The 16,746-nt window shown below is 35.2% G+C and carries 19 protein-coding genes and 3 pseudogenes; 10 read left to right on the forward strand and 12 right to left on the reverse strand.

The window, feature by feature from the left end; genetic code table 11:
- Window positions 1–5: 5 nt before the first annotated feature.
- Window positions 6–440, reverse strand: coding sequence for a cytochrome c maturation protein CcmE domain-containing protein (locus tag AC0IWE_RS12205; protein WP_463493193.1), 435 nt, complete (start codon window positions 438–440; stop codon window positions 6–8).
- 252 nt (window positions 441–692) lie between these two features.
- On the opposite strand from AC0IWE_RS12205, the gene AC0IWE_RS12210 reads away from it, so the two are divergent.
- From AC0IWE_RS12210 to AC0IWE_RS12220, 3 genes are all read left to right on the forward strand, one after another.
- Window positions 693–1,373: a hypothetical protein gene (locus AC0IWE_RS12210; protein ID WP_471793277.1), complete on the forward strand. Its 681-nt coding sequence runs from the start codon at window positions 693–695 to the stop codon at window positions 1,371–1,373.
- A 29-nt stretch (window positions 1,374–1,402) separates the two neighbouring features.
- Window positions 1,403–3,463 carry a hypothetical protein gene (locus AC0IWE_RS12215; protein WP_471793278.1) on the forward strand — a complete coding sequence of 687 codons (2,061 nt, stop codon included), beginning with the start codon at window positions 1,403–1,405 and terminating at the stop codon, window positions 3,461–3,463.
- Between the two features lie 70 nt (window positions 3,464–3,533).
- Window positions 3,534–4,934: a hypothetical protein gene (locus AC0IWE_RS12220; RefSeq protein ID WP_471793279.1), complete on the forward strand. Its 1,401-nt coding sequence runs from the start codon at window positions 3,534–3,536 to the stop codon at window positions 4,932–4,934.
- Between the two features lie 223 nt (window positions 4,935–5,157).
- On the opposite strand, the pseudogene AC0IWE_RS12225 reads toward AC0IWE_RS12220, so the two are convergent.
- From AC0IWE_RS12225 to AC0IWE_RS12250, 6 genes and pseudogenes are all read right to left on the reverse strand, one after another.
- A pseudogene (locus tag AC0IWE_RS12225) lies at window positions 5,158–6,579 on the reverse strand (Glu/Leu/Phe/Val family dehydrogenase).
- A 592-nt stretch (window positions 6,580–7,171) separates the two neighbouring features.
- Window positions 7,172–7,375, reverse strand: a complete 204-nt coding sequence (locus AC0IWE_RS12230) for a CcmD family protein (protein WP_471793280.1) — start codon at window positions 7,373–7,375, stop codon at window positions 7,172–7,174.
- 77 nt (window positions 7,376–7,452) lie between these two features.
- Window positions 7,453–7,722, reverse strand: a complete 270-nt coding sequence (locus tag AC0IWE_RS12235) for a hypothetical protein (RefSeq protein WP_471794056.1) — start codon at window positions 7,720–7,722, stop codon at window positions 7,453–7,455.
- Between the two features lie 7 nt (window positions 7,723–7,729).
- Window positions 7,730–7,867: pseudogene (ccsA, locus tag AC0IWE_RS12240) on the reverse strand (cytochrome c biogenesis protein CcsA); the annotation flags it as partial.
- A 367-nt stretch (window positions 7,868–8,234) separates the two neighbouring features.
- Entirely contained in the window at window positions 8,235–8,447 is a 213-nt protein-coding gene (locus tag AC0IWE_RS12245; protein WP_471793281.1) for a heme exporter protein CcmB, read from the reverse strand.
- 32 nt (window positions 8,448–8,479) lie between these two features.
- Window positions 8,480–8,833 (reverse strand): heme exporter protein CcmB, encoded by a 354-nt coding sequence (locus AC0IWE_RS12250; RefSeq protein WP_471793282.1) that lies wholly within the window; start codon window positions 8,831–8,833, stop codon window positions 8,480–8,482.
- 119 nt (window positions 8,834–8,952) lie between these two features.
- Here AC0IWE_RS12250 and AC0IWE_RS12255 point away from each other — a divergent pair, with 119 nt between their 5' ends.
- The 3 genes from AC0IWE_RS12255 (at window position 8,953) to AC0IWE_RS12265 (ending at window position 10,401) form a co-directional block, all read left to right on the forward strand.
- The gene (locus AC0IWE_RS12255; RefSeq protein ID WP_471793283.1) at window positions 8,953–9,432 is read left to right on the forward strand and encodes a methylated-DNA--[protein]-cysteine S-methyltransferase; all 480 of its coding nucleotides are present in this window, start codon (window positions 8,953–8,955) and stop codon (window positions 9,430–9,432) included.
- A gap of 14 nt (window positions 9,433–9,446) precedes the next feature.
- On the forward strand, window positions 9,447–9,818 hold the full coding sequence (locus AC0IWE_RS12260) for a cupin domain-containing protein (protein ID WP_471793284.1): 372 nt from the start codon (window positions 9,447–9,449) through the stop codon (window positions 9,816–9,818).
- 139 nt (window positions 9,819–9,957) lie between these two features.
- Window positions 9,958–10,401 (forward strand): lipocalin family protein, encoded by a 444-nt coding sequence (locus tag AC0IWE_RS12265; RefSeq protein WP_471793285.1) that lies wholly within the window; start codon window positions 9,958–9,960, stop codon window positions 10,399–10,401.
- Here the strand turns inward: AC0IWE_RS12265 and AC0IWE_RS12270 are convergent.
- The 4 genes and pseudogenes from AC0IWE_RS12270 to AC0IWE_RS12285 form a co-directional block, all read right to left on the reverse strand.
- Complete coding sequence (locus tag AC0IWE_RS12270; protein WP_463493183.1) at window positions 10,398–10,796, reverse strand: hypothetical protein; 399 nt, start codon at window positions 10,794–10,796, stop codon at window positions 10,398–10,400. The genes AC0IWE_RS12265 and AC0IWE_RS12270 overlap by 4 nt on opposite strands.
- A 307-nt stretch (window positions 10,797–11,103) precedes the next feature.
- A complete protein-coding gene (gldC, locus tag AC0IWE_RS12275; protein ID WP_055914613.1) occupies window positions 11,104–11,439 on the reverse strand; it encodes a gliding motility protein GldC in 336 nt (111 codons plus the stop codon).
- A gap of 142 nt (window positions 11,440–11,581) precedes the next feature.
- Window positions 11,582–11,854, reverse strand: coding sequence for a hypothetical protein (locus AC0IWE_RS12280; RefSeq protein ID WP_471793286.1), 273 nt, complete (start codon window positions 11,852–11,854; stop codon window positions 11,582–11,584).
- Between the two features lie 97 nt (window positions 11,855–11,951).
- Window positions 11,952–13,300 (reverse strand): annotated as a pseudogene (locus AC0IWE_RS12285) (DEAD/DEAH box helicase).
- A gap of 290 nt (window positions 13,301–13,590) precedes the next feature.
- Between AC0IWE_RS12285 and AC0IWE_RS12290 the strand changes: the two are divergent.
- From AC0IWE_RS12290 to AC0IWE_RS12305, 4 genes are read left to right on the forward strand one after another with little or no spacing between them, the layout of a single operon-like run.
- Window positions 13,591–14,925 (forward strand): dihydroorotase, encoded by a 1,335-nt coding sequence (locus AC0IWE_RS12290; RefSeq protein ID WP_471793287.1) that lies wholly within the window; start codon window positions 13,591–13,593, stop codon window positions 14,923–14,925.
- Between the two features lie 36 nt (window positions 14,926–14,961).
- A complete protein-coding gene (locus AC0IWE_RS12295; protein WP_471793288.1) occupies window positions 14,962–15,159 on the forward strand; it encodes a DUF2683 family protein in 198 nt (65 codons plus the stop codon).
- A 30-nt stretch (window positions 15,160–15,189) separates the two neighbouring features.
- Window positions 15,190–15,306 (forward strand): type II toxin-antitoxin system YoeB family toxin, encoded by a 117-nt coding sequence (locus AC0IWE_RS12300; protein WP_471794034.1) that lies wholly within the window; start codon window positions 15,190–15,192, stop codon window positions 15,304–15,306.
- A 3-nt stretch (window positions 15,307–15,309) separates the two neighbouring features.
- On the forward strand, window positions 15,310–16,383 hold the full coding sequence (locus AC0IWE_RS12305; protein WP_471793289.1) for a DUF3810 domain-containing protein: 1,074 nt from the start codon (window positions 15,310–15,312) through the stop codon (window positions 16,381–16,383).
- Between the two features lie 36 nt (window positions 16,384–16,419).
- Here AC0IWE_RS12305 and miaE read toward each other — a convergent pair whose 3' ends face one another.
- A complete protein-coding gene (miaE, locus tag AC0IWE_RS12310) occupies window positions 16,420–16,692 on the reverse strand; it encodes a tRNA isopentenyl-2-thiomethyl-A-37 hydroxylase MiaE (RefSeq protein ID WP_471793290.1) in 273 nt (90 codons plus the stop codon).
- Window positions 16,693–16,746 lie beyond the last annotated feature (54 nt).

A 16,746-nucleotide genomic window follows, 5' to 3' on the forward strand; every position in this document is an offset into this window, starting at 1 on the left:
TAAAATTAGTTATATTTTTTTTCGCCGTACTTACCTACAGTATCAACCTTACCATCCTTGTTGATTTCAACCAGGTTATCGTTATATTTAGAAGGGCATTTCATTAAAATTTTGGATGCGTAAAATTTGTCCTGATCCATTTTACCAATCAAAACCAATTTTTCTGACTTTTCAAAATCCTGTGGCTTAGTACCTGCATACACAACCTCTCTTACTTCACCCTTTTCATCTTTCATATGGAATGAAAAATGGTTGGCATCTTTTACCGCATCGTAATACGTACCTTTTGATTTTTCCCAATAGCCCATTACGTGCTCTTCTTTATTAGAAGTAGCGGCTTGTTTGAAATTAGAGTAAGTATCTGTATTTGCGTTTAAGCTAAATAAAATCCCTACGGAAATTGCGATGGTAATTAACCCAATGATTGCACTTTTCTTCATGATGATGTGTATTGTAAAAGCTGGGAACAAAGATAGAAAAATAGGCTTAGCAAGCATTCTTTTACATTTTTCTTGTCTTTATATTGACAATTACCTGATTTTTATCAGAAATATTTTCAACAAGAGCATCTATTTATAACTGATCTTAAGGAATATCTTAAATCCGATAAAACTTAGCTTCGAAATTATTAAGTTTGACCCATCAGATTTTATTCCTTTTTACATCCCACAATAAACATAAACCGGATAAACATGAACTTGAAACAGTTTTATAAGCTATTGCTATTTATTTTTCTAATACCCATTTTAAGTTCCTGTTTTGAAGTTGTTGAGGAAATTACCTTGAAAAATGATGGAACCGGAGATGTTGTATTAACCATAAACCTGAGCCAGAGCAAAACCAAAGTGGCTTCGGTGATGCTGCTTGATAGTGTACAGGGATACAAAGTACCGAGTAAACAAAAAATACAACAAGAACTTAATGAAGCTGTAGCTTATTTAAAAAAATCGGAAGGCATTTCGAATGTAAAAAGCACAAGTGATTTTAGCAATTACATTGCAACCATCAGTTTTTCGTTTAAAGATGTTTCAAATATCAATAATATCACTAAAAACATCCTTGCTCAACAAAAAATTAAGGCTACAAATACATCCTCATACAGTTATAACAAAACCACAAAAACTTTTAACAGGAAATATCAGCCAGTAGGTACAGCAAAAACCGAATTCAATAAATTAAAGGCAAAAGACAAAGCTGTTTTTAATGGCGCAACCTATACCAGTATTTACCGTTTCGAATCTCCTGTAACAAGTAGCACTAACCCGGCATCAAATGTGTCGAAATCCAAAAAAGCAGTAATGTTAAAAAGCAGCATCATGGATTTAATTAATGGAAAAATTAACGTATCGAACACGATACAACTGTCTAAATAAAATCACACTTTCCGAAAAACCCTATCTAAATGAAAAAAATTCTAATTGCCATCTCTTTCTTTTTATCCTTTCAACTGGCGCAGGCACAGGATTTAGTCAAGAAAATCCCTTCAAATGCATTTACAGTAGCCACTATTAAAGGCGACAATGTCTTTAAACTCATGTTTGTGAAAGACTTTAACGAATCTTTTGTTGGCAAAAAATTACTTACGGAAACATCAAAGTCACTGGATAAAAATTTTACCAGCATTGAAGATTTTGGCATCAACCTGGAGAAAAACATGTATTACTTCAATCAGTTAAGCGATAGCATTACCTATAACTGTTTCTTGATCCCTATAAAAGATGCTGCAAAATTTGAAAGTTTGATTGAAAACAAAGAAAAAAAGTATACTCAGCAAGGCGATATCCGTACAATGATTTTGCCAGATAGCACGAGTATAATCAAATGGAATAACAACATGCTTTATTTTGTAACAGGAAGCATTAAAAGTTCTTTCTTTGCTGATTCTGTCAAATCTGCACGTTATGGAATTAAAGACACAAAATATGGATGGGATACCACGGTAACCGACAGTACAGTAGTTACTGTAGATTCTGTTGCAACAATTGCTTACCCGGAAACAATCGATCAGCCTACTACTATAAAACCTTATAAAAAGGCCAAAACCGCTGCTAAAAAGAAAAAACCAACAAAAAAGTCAATCAAAGGTAAAACCCGTAAAAAAGCTACCATTGCCAAAAAGAAAAAACCGGTAAGTGATGGCTTTATTGATGATGAAACTGCGCCTGATATGGCTGATGATGTGGTAACAGACAGTGCTGGAACTTATGTTTCGGGCGATGTTGCAGATGCGGCAAACTACAACCAGGCCGGCGATGAAAAACATTATCAGGATTATCAAAAAGAGCTTACCGAGGAGGATGTAAAGAAAAAAAGATTAGCCTTTACCTGGATGACTACTCAAGCCGATCAGATTTTTAACGGCACTTACGAATCTATCGAAAACAATAAATCCTATACCGCAAGTTTAAACAATAAAGCCATTGCAGAACTTTGGGTATCGAGTTTACAGGATGTTTACAATTCGATAGCACCCGAATTTGGCACCTATGGAAAAGCTGGTTTAATGAAAGGTTATGGCAGTTTAAATGCAAAGCTTTTTATGGACAATAAAAGTTTTCGTATCTCTACAGGGTTGGAAATGGTTCAGGAACAGGCCGATGCTTATAAAAAAATCATGAACAGGAAGTTGAACAAAAAATTTCTGAAATATGTAAACAGCGAAAAAGCACTTGGTTTTATGAGTTACTCGATTGATACCAAAGCTTACCTGGAAGAGTTTCCTAAATTAATGAAACAAGCCTATGGATCTTTTTTAGGAGCAAGAATGGATGAAGAAATTGATTTGGGAGCTGATCTGATCTCACTTATTTTGGATGAAGAAGCTATAAGCAAAGTTGTTAAAGGCGATGCCCTGTTTGTAATTAACGGTTTAAATACCAAAGACGTTACCTTTACCACTTACGAATATGATGATGATTATAAGCAAAAAGAGGTAGTTAAAACGAAACAAGAAACCCTGCCTGATTTTCTTTTCATGTTCTCATCTGAAGATACCAGATTGATTAACAAAGCAATTAAATACGGGCTGAACAAGAATTTTATCACTGTTGAAAATAACATATACAAATTCCAGGAAAAGAAAAGCCCAATTGATATTTATTTCATGATTAAAGATGGTATTGTATTTTTTGGCAACTCATTAACAGAGATGCAGGGAATTAGCAACAATCAATACAGCAACAATAAATTAAGCAAATTGCATAAAGATTTATTAAGCAAAAATAATTTCAGCTTTTTATTTAATGCCAAAAACCTGGTGGGCAAAGTACCGGATTCGGAAATTGGCGGCGAAGAAACGGCTAAGAAATTTAACAGCACTTTAGAAAAAATGGGCAATGTATATATGAAATCGAACCCGATTAAAGGTAGATTGGTTTCAGCAGATATTAGTGCAGAAATACCGAACGGACACGAAAATGCATTGAAATACCTGTTCTCTTTAATAGAAAATGCAGCGAAGTAATCACTTGCTTGTTTTAATAACAATTTTCAGTAGTTAACCGATTAACCCCTTTAAAAAGTTAACCTTTTCTATGATGAAATTTTTAAAAATAACAGCAGCAATAGTAATATTGCTGCTGATCTGTTATTTCGGCTTTTTCAAGTATCGGCAGATACAGGCGAATAAGATATCAATCCCAACTTCTGCCACTGCCCTGCTAAAAATTAATGTTGATGAATTATATAAAACCATCGCAATTAGTTATATAAAACATCCCAACCAATATACTGGAGGGGATAAAAAAGGCATAAAGGATAAAATAGCGGATTTAAAAACAGGCTTGAAAATTCCGGCAAATATCTATATATATACCTTGGCAGAAAAAGCAAAAACAACCTTCTTTTCGAGCTTTGAAATAACAGATACGTTGGCTTTTAACTGCTTTATTGAGAAAAATACTTTCCTGCCATTGATCAAAAAAGAGTCAGGTTTCTTTCAATCAAAAGATTCGACCATCTCAATTTTATTTAACAAATCAAATGCTGTTTTAGCCTTTTCTCCTCAAAAAGAACAGGTTAAAACAGTACTTACAGATATCCTGAATAAAAAAAACATGGTAAAAATTGGTGAAAGCAAGTTTAATAATCTGATTAACCTCACCGATCATTTAGTTTTTCAGGATAGCAACAATTTGTGCAAGATTAGCTTTACCGATGGAAAAATCAGTTTCAGTAATGAATTTACCAATAAATGGATTGAACCTGCACTGCAACCAAAACATCGCGTTTTAAATCCTAAAAGTTCCGTAAGCATGTGGTTAAACGGAAAATATAAATCAGATGTATCGAAAAACAATCAGTCACCAAATACTTCTATTTTTTCAAAATATAACTTTTCGAAATTTTACAAAGATTACCTTGATTTTGAATGGACCAATACAATTACCCAGGTAGATACTGTTGTTGGTTATGAATATAATGATGATTTTGAACGGGTGGAGAAAAAAATTCTTCAGGACAAAAAGATTCCGGCTATATCTATTAACATGAGTGCAAATGATCAGGAAGTAAGTAATTACCTAAAATCTTTAGGTGCGCTGGATGAATCAACCGGAAAAATCAGCAGAACTATAATTCCACTTTATCAAACTTATTTTAAAGGTACCAAAGGCAATATTCAGTTGAGTACTTTACCAAATATTAATCCTGACCTTAATAAAATATCCTCCGAAGATTTCTTGTACCTTAAAATAGATTTTAAAAAATTGTTGAAGCAAATGCCAATGCCACTTATCGCTGAGAATTTAAGCAACTTTAGCCAACTGGAAATTAAAGCAAAAAGCACAGGAAAAGATAAAATTAAACTGGAATCGGAATTACTGTTTTCAAATCAAGACGCAAATGCATTAATTCAGCTTTTAAAAACCTTTAAAAATGGTATTAACAGCCAGATCAAATTTAATTTACCAATTGATATTCCGGTACGCAAATAGGCTAATTTCGCAGATAAAGGGTGATTTCAAGCAACTTTAATAAGAATATTAATACAGGAGCATTAATTTCAAACTAAAAAAGAGCTAGAAACGGCTTTAATAGTTGGCAATAGATTTAGATCGTAACTCTTAAAAACGAATAAAAAAAGCCTTGCAGTTTTAATCCTGCAAGGCTTTCATTTAGTTCTTGATCCTTCAACAAGCTCAGGATGAAAAACTAAGATTATGGCCAAACGCCTAAATTCATATAAGAAACTGCAATTTTATCGATTGAATTTACAAAAGCAGCAGTTCTTAACGTCTGCGTACCTGGTTTATTTTTCAAAGTTTCGCGAATTTCATGATAAGAATGGATCATGGTATCTTCTAAACCAGAGTTTACCAATTCCATTTCTGAGGCACCCTTAACAATCATCAAACGGTGCTCAGGCAAGATCGTTTTACCAGTCAGGTTTTCTAAAGTATTGATCAGGTTTGCATTAGAATTTGCCGCATAACGGTTTTCCATACGTCCGAAAGCAACGTGAGAAAGGTTTTTTAACCATTCGAAGTAAGAAACCGTAACCCCGCCGGCATTGCAATACATATCAGGAATAATAATTCCACCCATTTCAGTAAAAATAGCTTCAGCTTCTGGTGTAGTTGGTCCGTTTGCACCTTCAGCAATAATTTTTGCTTTAACCTTGCGGATGTTAAGCTCAGTAAACTGGTTTTCTAAAGCCGCCGACAATAATATCGCAATCTTGCTTTTAAACCTTCCATTGAGTTTTTAAAATCGGTAGCACCTGGGAAACCTAAAATAGAGCCTGTATTTTTACGGTGTGCAAAAACTTCATCAACATTTAATCCGTTGGGATTATAAATTGCGCCTTCATATTCACATAAGCCTACGATAGTAGCCCCAAATTCGGCCAGAAATTTAGCTGAGTGGTAACCCACGTTACCTAAACCCTGTACAATAACTCTTTTATCACCTAAACCTGCTTTAAAACCAATTTTGGCCATATCTTCTGCAACTTCTACACATTCGCGTACGGCATAAGCCACACCACGGCCGGTAGCTTCTTTACGACCACGGATACCATGTAGAGCAATTGGTTTACCAGTTACGCAGCCTAAGGCATCCAACTGGCCAGGGTTCATGGTCATATAAGTATCGGCAATCCAGCTCATTTCGCGTTCTCCAGATCCATAATCAGGAGCAGGAACATCGATACCGGGACCGATAAAAGTTTTTCTTAATTAATTCTGTAGTATAACGGCGGGTAATCGTTTCCAATTCGGCAACGCTATATTGTTTGGTGTTAATTTTGATCCCACCTTTTGCACCACCGAATGGAACGTTAACAATAGCACATTTGTATGTCATTAAGGCTGCAAGTGCCATAACCTCATCTTCGTTTACCATTTCGCTATAACGGATACCACCTTTTGTAGGGCTCATATGGTGAGAGTGCTCTACACGCCAGGCATCAATTACTTCAAAACCGTTTCCGCGGCGTATTGGGAACTGGAAACGATATACACTATTACATGTTTTAATCTGGTTCAATAAACCTTCCGGATGATTGGTGAATTGAGCCGCACTGTCAAAGTTTTTACAAACATCTGCAAAGAACTTGTTCTCGTCTGCTAGATTAGCCATTATTTATTTTTTAATATGAATAAGTTTTCGATGCAAAATTGCCTAAAAAACCGCACATATCCAAATGAAAAAAGACTTAGTGTAAACCAAACACCACGCTGATTTGCTGCAACCACAGTACTTATACCAATTGTAGCGAATTGTTCAAAAACAATACTAACACCTATTTAAACGCAGATAAATGCTTTGGGAAAGATTAGAAAAACGACCATTTTATCGCTTTTATTGAAGCTTATTTCAACCTAAAAAATTTATAAAAAAAATATTTAAATCATGCTTTTATTACAACGCTTAACAAACAGAGTAATAAAACCGGGCAAATATTACGAATATTGTAATTCGACAGGGGAATTAAGACATAAAAAAGTGACCAATTATGTTGATCACTTTTCAATGTTAATCTAAATCGTCCCGTTGATTTAATTTTTAACTAACCAAACTTGATCAATAAATTATCAAAAAACAATACTGCGATGTAGGTATTTTATGTCTTTACTGACTTGTATCTTTAATTAGCGCTTTAAAAATCGATAACATCCTATTTTACAATAAGATAAATATAAAATTTATGAAATTATCAGCAATAATGCATTTATTTATTGCCATTTGAAACGATAAAATATTTATAGCTATAATCCTTTAAGGTCCTATTATTTGCTATTGTGGTTTTCTTTTTCAATTTCTTCTTTAATCTTTTATCAATAGCGAAAAGATAACCAAGCAGGCCTACAAGAATAATTACGATACAAATTACAACAACGTAGATTTTTCCATTGCTGCGCAGGCTATCGGCCATTTCTACACCGTCTTACCTGAGCAAATAGTTGCAAAGTGGCGATCATTAATATTAAGGAGAAAAATATCTTTTTCATTTTAATTATGTTGTTGTTTGTTTTCTATTGAACGTATTCTGAAACGGATGGTATAAATCCAAAAGCCAATAATAGACCAACCAATAAATGCTGGATATAAAAACTGTTCCATTCTGCTATCTAAATCGTAACTATTAAAGCCTGGGTTGCCACCATTGCCAGGGTGTAATGAATCTGACAGCCTTGGGAGTACCATAATGAGGACTACCATCATAAGGAAAAGCAAAAATATTGTAAATGGCTGATATTTTTGCTCTTTTTTGTTCTTCATCAATTGCATTGCGAAGAATTAAATAAGCAAAATATAATAATATTGCAATTGCACTAAAATTTTGTTTACATGAAACCGACAATTGTCCCCAGGTATATTTTGCCCATAACGACCCAGTTATTAAACCGAGGATACTAAAGACCACCCCAACATTTACACTTTCAACTGCTCTAGTATCATAGCTTTCTTCTCCCTTTAATAAAAAACATAATACTATAAAAAACTGAAATAGAAAAAAGTGTAATCATAGCTGAACCACATGGGTACATGAAAATACAGGTTCCTTATAGTTTCATTCAAAATTGCTAACCTAGGTACACCAATTTAATAATCCACCTACGGTTGAATACAAAACCAATATGGCTCCCAGAACTTTCCACCATGTTTTACTCATATATTATAATATTTATTAAACTTATAATTTTTATACTACTTTACTCTCTCCAAAGGTAAGGAAATAACAATAATGCTGTTGCAACAGTAACAACGTTAACGGCTCAAAAGCATGTTCTTTATTCCATCAGGTTTGAACTCGTATCCCACGGCAAGCCATCAACTGCATTCTTAGCTAATCTGATTAGGAGTATGAGTACCGGGATAATAAGTGGAAAACTCAAAATTGCCATTAACATACCACCATTGCCAGCCTTACTCGCAATGGCAGATACCATGGTAAAAACAGTCGAAAAACTAATTGCACCTAAAATAATAGCAATATAATACATTAGTAGATTAGTATCAGGATATGTACCAAAAACTAAAATGTGTAAAATCCAAGCGCAATTGTAGTCAAAGCCAGCATTAAAAGGATGTTGTAAACCATCTTAGAAATTAAAACTGCAGCAGGGCTGGCCAGAATGTAACTGTATAATTGCTGTCCTTTAGTTTCTTGCAAAAAGCTTTTCGATACGCCGTTAATTGAGGCAAAAAGCATGATAATCCAAAATAAAGCATTCCAGGTTAATTTATCGCCAAGGCTAACAAACGACAGGTAACAGGTAAAAATAGTAGAAACCACATAGAGTAATACACCATGAATGGTATATTTTGAACGCCACTCTAACAGTACTTCCTTATGTATTAAATATTTAACCTCTTTGGCCAATTGCATAACCGCAAATATACTTTTATTGATAAATATTGCGCGCTTAAATTGTTGTATTGTTGTAATTTTGTTTTAGATAAAACCCTAGGGAAATTAGCCACGAAAGTACAGAAGGCATAGAAAACATGGATTATGCATCAGTTATAGAATCGCCAGTTGGAAAAATAACCATCTTTGCTGATGATGAATTTGTGTATGCTGTTACTTTTGCCGAAAAAGATACTACAGGTATGGCAGAAAACCAGCTTACCGTTAATGTTGCAAGGCAAATAAATGATTATTTTAAAGGCGAACGGCAGGTTTTCAATTTCCCTATGAAACAAACGGGAACAGCGTTTCAACAGGAGGTTTGGCATAATTTATTAACCATACCTTTTGGCGAAACCACTTCATATGCCAAATTTTCGGCGCATCATCCTTTAGCGATAAGGGCTATTGCATCGGCAAATGGAAAAAACAATATTGCAATAGTAGTACCTTGCCACCGGGTAATTGGCAGCAACGGCAAACTGGTTGGTTACGCGGGCGGCTTATGGCGCAAAAAATGGCTGCTTCAACATGAAAGTGAAGTTGCCAGAAAAGGACAAACAGAATTAAAATTTTAACCCTTATTTAGCAGATGAATACAAACCAAGCCGGAACGCCAAACAACTACTTAAAAGCTATACGTTTAATCAATATTGATGGCGACAAATGCGCATTTGAAACTGGCAAGATCCCAATCCGCCAGCACATTAATGCAAATTACTTTTTTGCTCAAACCGATGTTTCCACTTTAGAGAAAATCCCTCATCCGGCACCAAGGAGACAATATGTTATTACGCTTAAAGGTAAATTGAAGTTTACTGTTAGTAACGGAGAAACCTTTGTTATCGAACCAGGAATTGTGCTTATTGCCAATGATACCGCTGGAGAAGGGCATACCTGGGAAATTGTAGATGGTATTGAATGGGGAAAGAATTTATATCCCGCTGGAGGAGGATGCAGATGATTATTTTACTTTAGACTAACACTGTTAAAACCAAAATTGGGTCAAATCCGTAAATAATAGCAAAACCTACTATTATGAAAACGATCTGCTCACTCCTGCTTGTTCTTTTAACTTACCTGCCCATGGAAAAAAATGTCTGGTGGCTAAATTAGATTTAAAAAAATATTCTGGAACATGGTATTCGTTATATTCTATTCCTACAATTTTTGATAGAGGAAGCCGGGAAACAACCACAAAGTATACCTTGAATAAAGATGGTTATTACAATGTATTTACTACCTATAAAAAACCGGGCGATGATAAGGTGTACTCAAGGAGTTCGAAAATGTTTCCTTCAGAAGATGGTGATAAAGGAGAATTACAGGCGCAATTTATTTGGCCGATAAAGGTTGATTACTGGATTATTGAGCTGGCTGATGATTATTCTTATGTGGTGGTAGGCCACCCTGATCATAAATTTTCGTTCATCATGAGCCGTAATCAAACAATGCCAAAGAAAACTCATGATGAAATAGTAGCCAGATGTAAAGCTAAAGGATATGAGGTAGCTAAACTAACCTCGCAATTGCACGAAAAAGTTTAAGCTGTAATTTTTTCGCCGCGTTTAACACTAAAGAGCATAAATATAACGCCTACCAAAAGTACAATCCAACCCCATTGGAAATGTACTACTTTACCGATCAACTTATTGGCAAAACCATACTTGGTGTAATTGTTGGCGGTAAAATAAACGGCTACAACTGCTAAAACATACCATATTGCCATTACAAAACTCATAAACCTAAATGCACCAACACTTCTGATAAAAAGGAATAGAACTGAAATGGCTATTATCGCATAGGTAATTAGAAATAAACGCGCATCAGATTGATACAAATTCCAGTTCCCTTTAATAGGTACCTTTAAAATTGGGCAAAAACCAGCAATAACGCATAATATTATGCCTAACCAAGCCCTGAATTTATTTAATACTAACATTTTTATAATGGTTAATTTTATGAATGGTCAACTGTTTAGAGTTAATGATAGTCCACGGTAATATAATTAATTGGTCTGCCTATCTCAAAACTTCTTTAATGGATAAATTGTTTAGATTAGTATCTGTTTCAGCATTAGTTAATGTGCAATTGTTGATTGCCTATAGTGTAATAGCCTAATTTGCATTTTTCAAAAACCCTAAAAGCGAAAACTATTAGAATTGATTACCACTTCTGACAACAAGCTGTTGGTTTCAAAATTTTCAGCTAAATGCCTGGCATTTTTTATCCATTAACTATTGACTAAACTACTGCCCTTCAATAATCCCCATTTTATCGGCAAAGTGTGCACAGTAATCGCGCAGATCTTCAACTATTAAAGTTTCGTTTGTGGCTTTCAAAAAGCTATCTCCCATTGTTTGCAAAGTTTCGTAAAAGAAACGTTTCATTTCATCAACAGGCATATCTTTTGTCCAGAGATCAATACGCATCGAGTTTTTGTAATTATGATCCCAAAGGGCAAGAATCATCGATTTTACCGGCACCTGATCTGTTGTTTGTGCATCGGTACTTTCCCAAAGAATATTCTCTGGCATATTGTTATCGTCTAACTCAACTGTTATTTTAATTTCTGCTTTTCTCATGTTAATATTGATTGCACCGCTTCAATAGATTTCTCCAACTAAATCGGTTAATTTTTCCGGATGCAAAGATGCTTATTTAATTTGATTCCTCTGATTGGTTGCTTAAACCGATAAAGATTGAACAGCGATTTTTACGGTTTGATTACGTTACCTTTTGTAAAATCAACATAATTACTGCTGCAATTACAATGAAAATCAGTTCTACTACCCAAATTCTTTTTAAATCTTTTAGGGTAAAACGAAAAATCATATCAGTTATAAATGTTACCACAATTAAACAAGCTAAAATAAGCAGGTAAAAACCATCCATGTTTACATGTCTGGGTGCTGTACTTTTATCCGATAAAAGATTTACAACCACAAGCCCTAATCCTGCGGCACTAATGATATTCAAAGGCGTAATCCTAAGTTTCATCTGTGTTTATTTATTGTTTTAAATTGTCAGATGGAGCCTTTGACGATTTAAATAATTATTTAGAAAATTAATACTTATTTTAATTGCGTCGGGTTTATTACTTTTTCTTATCGAATTTTTTACCTTTTTTAAAGCTCTTAATCTGCTTTCCGGCCTTTGCTTTCGCTTTTTCCCTTACCTTTTTTTCAATTGCAGCAGCATGTTTTTTCTCATGGAAAGCACCTTTAAAATCAGGATCTTCTTTCCGTTTTTGCATATCAATTTCCTTTGCAATGTGTTGACGTTCTTCGTAAGGGGTTTCATCAATAAAAACTCCTTCAGGAATTTCAACAACAGGAATATACTGGCGGATCAGTTTTTCGATTTTGCGGATATAATATTTTTCAGCATCTGTAGCAAAAGTTATCGCATCGCCTTTGGCAAAAGCCCTACCTGTACGCCCGATACGGTGCACATAATCTTCAATAATGATAGGCACATCGAAATTAATTACATGACTTACATCACTCACATCAATCCCTCTACTCGCAACATCTGTAGCAACCAAAACCCTGATATTGCCTTCTTTGAAGCTATTTATAGAGTTAATTCTTGTATTCTGACCTTTATTGGCATGTATTACGCGAACATTATCGGCACCATACCTCCGTTCGATAAAACTATATATGTTATCTGCAACGGTTTTGGTTTTACAAAAAATAATCAGGCGGTTAAAAGCCTCGTCATTCTTTAGCAAATGCTGAAGCAAGTTAATTTTCGTTTTAAAATTCGGAACGTAAAATAAGGCCTGTGTAACATTTGCAGCCGGGGTTGCTTGCGCAGATGCCTCAATCACAAGTGGATTATTCTTAGAAATCGCCGGCAATTTTTTGCACTAGCTCACTCATTGTAGCCGAAAACAGCAAATTTTGGCGTTTACGTGGAACAATTTCTAAAATTCGGTGAATTGAGCCAATAAAGCCCATATCCATCATTTTATCAGCTTCATCCAACACTAAAAATTTAAGACTTTGGGTATTGATATCGCCAGACAAATACAAATCCAAAAATCTTCCAGGGGTAGCAATCAAAATGTCGATACCCTTAGAAATCTGTTCTTTCTGCGTTTTTGGACCAATTCCACCAAAAATTACCAATGAACGTAGATCGGTATGTGTAGAAAACAACTTTACCTGCTCTGCAATCTGCATGGCCAATTCGCGGGTTGGAGATAAAATCAAAGCCCTGGGGATTCTCACCTTGAGCATATTTTAATTGCATTAAAATAGGCAAAACAAAAGCCGCGGTTTTCCCTGTACCGGTTTCGGCAATACCAAAAATATCCTGTCCCGATAATACCGGAGCAATTGCTTTTTCCTGTATCGGCGTGGCAACGGTGTAACCTGCATCGGCAACTGCATTTAAAATTTGCCTGTTTAACTTAAATTCTTCGAACGATTTTGCCATAGCGCACAAAGATAGTGATTAAGGTTGAGGGTTTGAAGGTGTTAGGCAGATGGTTTAGATCACATTCAAAAACAGGGCTCCTTTTATAAGAATGGGTAGTAAAGCAATTTCAGGAATTCTTCTTTAATCGAGCCCCACAATCTGCTCTACTTCATGCCAGTAATTTGCCGCCTTATTTCATTCAAAACAGTAACATTAAAACTCTTCTGTACCTCTTTCTGCTTAACCAGCGTGTCAAAATTCTCAAATCTCCTATCTAACTTCTCAAATCTATTTTTACCTTTGAAAGTATGAATACTTACCTGATAAAAGCCGCCACAATTGTAAATGAAGGACAAAAAATTGTTGCTGATGTATTGATAAAAGATGGATTGATAACCAAAATAGGACAAAATTTATCTGCTGCCGATGCACAAGAAATTAACGCAGAAGGCCAATACCTTTTACCAGGAATGATTGATGACCAGGTGCATTTTCGCGAGCCGGGCTTAACCCATAAAGCAGATATTTTTACCGAAAGTATGGCTGCCGTTGCCGGTGGGATTACATCCTTTATGGAAATGCCTAATACTGTACCCAATACCTTAACACAAGATTTACTGGCTGATAAATATGAAATTGCCGCACAAACTTCGCTGGCCAATTATTCATTTTATATGGGCGCCAGTAACGATAATATTGAAGAGGTACTAAAAACGGATCCAAAAAATGTTTGCGGAATTAAAGTCTTCATGGGCTCATCCACAGGAAATATGCTGGTTGATAACGAAAAAACGTTAGAAAACATCTTTAGCAAAGCACCGATTTTGGTAGCAACCCATTGCGAAGATGAAGCCACTATCCGCCATAATCTTGCCGAATTTAAAGCAAAATACGGTGAGGATCTTACAATTGAAATGCATCCACTGATCCGTAGTGCTGAGGCTTGTTATAAATCATCCTCATTAGCGGTAGAACTGGCTAAAACTTATCAAACGCGTTTACACATTCTACATATCTCTACAGCAAAAGAAATTGCTTTATTTGATAACATTACTCCATTAAAAGATAAAAAAATTACAGCCGAAGCTTGCGTGCATCACCTATGGTTTAACGATAAGGATTACGCAGCAAAGGGAAATTTCATTAAATGGAACCCGGCTGTGAAAACTGAAGATGATCAAAAAGGGGTGCTCAAAGGTGTGTTAGAAAATTATATCGATGTAATTGCCACAGATCATGCACCACATACATTGGCAGAAAAGCAACAGCCTTACAGTCAGGCTCCATCAGGAGGGCCATTGGTTCAGCATGCTTTGCCTGCTTTGCTGGAAATGCATTTACAGGGTAAAATTTCTTTAGAGAAAATTGCTGAAAAAACGGCACACAACCTCGCGATTTGTTTTGATATAGAAAAACGCGGATTTATACGCGAAGGATACTGGGCTGATTTAGTTTTGGTAGACTTAAAAGATTCATGGACGGTAACCAAGCTTAATAATTTTTACAAATGTGGCTGGAGCCCATTTGATGGAGATACTTTCCAGGCGAGTATTACACATACTTTTGTATCAGGCAATTTAGCTTATCAAAAAGGTAAATTCACGACTGATCAGATCGGAAAACGCCTAACTTTTGCCAGATAGATTTGTTATATTTGTTTTAATATAAAGTTATTATATATGGAAACATTAATTGCACATCCAAAAAACGAAGAAGAAGCTACTGCCTTGAAAGTTGTTATGAAAGTTTTGAAGATCGATTTTGAAACAGAAGAAAGTCCGTATAACCCAGAATTTGTAGCTAAAATAAAAAGAAGTCAAGAACAAATGAAAGCGGAAAAAGGTGTCAAAATTGCCGTAGAAGATTTATGGAAATAAGCTCTTGGGTGACGTATAAAACATGATAAAATAAAATATGATTTATCCAGTTTATGGTCCAGAAGAATAAATCGCGAACACAGAATCATCTATCAGATATTAAACGATGCCTTACATATCCATTCACTAAGAGGCCATTATAAATAAATAATGATAGCCCGACGATTACTCATCAAATTATTCATTTCACTTGGTCTTGCCATCTTAATTTTCACCTTTGGCTTCTTCCCCACCCTTGTCCAAAAATATTATTCAACAGGCTTTTACCCTTATATTTCTTCAGCATTAAGATTTATATCGTCCATTTTCCCTTTTGCCATCGGCGATATCATTTATGCATTACTTATTGGGTTTGTATTTTATAAGATTTTTAGGTTTTATAAGCAACGAAAAGCACTTAAAAAGACGGATAGGATTTTTGTTCCTTTACAAGTGCTCAACTTTTTTCTGGTTCTCTATATCATTTTTAAAATTGTATGGGGCTTAAATTACAGTCGACCAAGTGTTAGTGAAGAATCAGGCATAGGCAATGAAAAGTATAACCTTAAAGAATTGGTTCTCCTGGGTGATTATTTTGTGCAAAAAACCAATAACCTAAAGCTTAAACAAGGCAAAATCCCCGCTTATACGATTAAGGAACTGGAAGTAAAATCGTCAGAAGCTTATTCACTCATGTCGCAAAAAAATCAATTATTTCGATATCAAAACCCTTGTTTAAAGTCGGTTTTAAACGCATGGATAATTAGTAAAATCGGAATCGAAGGCTATTATGCCCCGCTTTCAGGCGAAGCCAATATGAATATGAATCTTCCTGACTTTGTAAAACCTTATGTAAGTTGCCACGAAATCGGACATCAACTTGGCATTGCCTACGAAGACGAAGCTAACCTATTGGGGTACCTAACGGCCAGTAACAGTAGTGATGTGAATTACCAATATTCTGCCAATTATGAAATGTTGCGGTATATTTTGTTCGAAATCAGAATGAAATCTCCTGACGATTATAAAATACTTTATTCGAAAATTTTGCCACAAGTTTTAGCAGATTTTAAAACCGAAAAAGAATTTTGGAGAAAATACAATGGCGATATGTTCGGTTACATGGATGCCGCTTTCGATAGTTTTTTAAAGTTAAACAACCAAAAAAAAGGAATAGATAGCTACCAGGATATTGTAATCTGGTTATGGAATATACATAAAAAGGAGTTGACAGTTGCCAATTAACAGTTGACGATGAAAAACTGCAAACCGAAAACTTAACTATCCGTGTATTGCCTCTTTAGTTCCGAAACTCTGAATCAGTTCTCCTTCAAAATCCAGCCACTCTTTCCAGCGTTTATCCACATCTACATCTGTACTGTATTTACGGGCGAAATTTAAAAATGTAGTGTAATGGCCAGCTTCCGATACCATTAATTCGTGATAAAACCTGGCCAGTTCCTCATCCTTTATATTTAACGATAATACCCTGAAACGCTCGCAGCTTCTGGCTTCAATCATTGCGGCAAACAACAATCTGTCAATAAATGCCATATTCCGGCTACCATCTTTTTTGCTGAAACTTTACCAAACGGCCTACATAATCAT

This window comes from Pedobacter sp. AC402 (assembly GCF_979252805.1).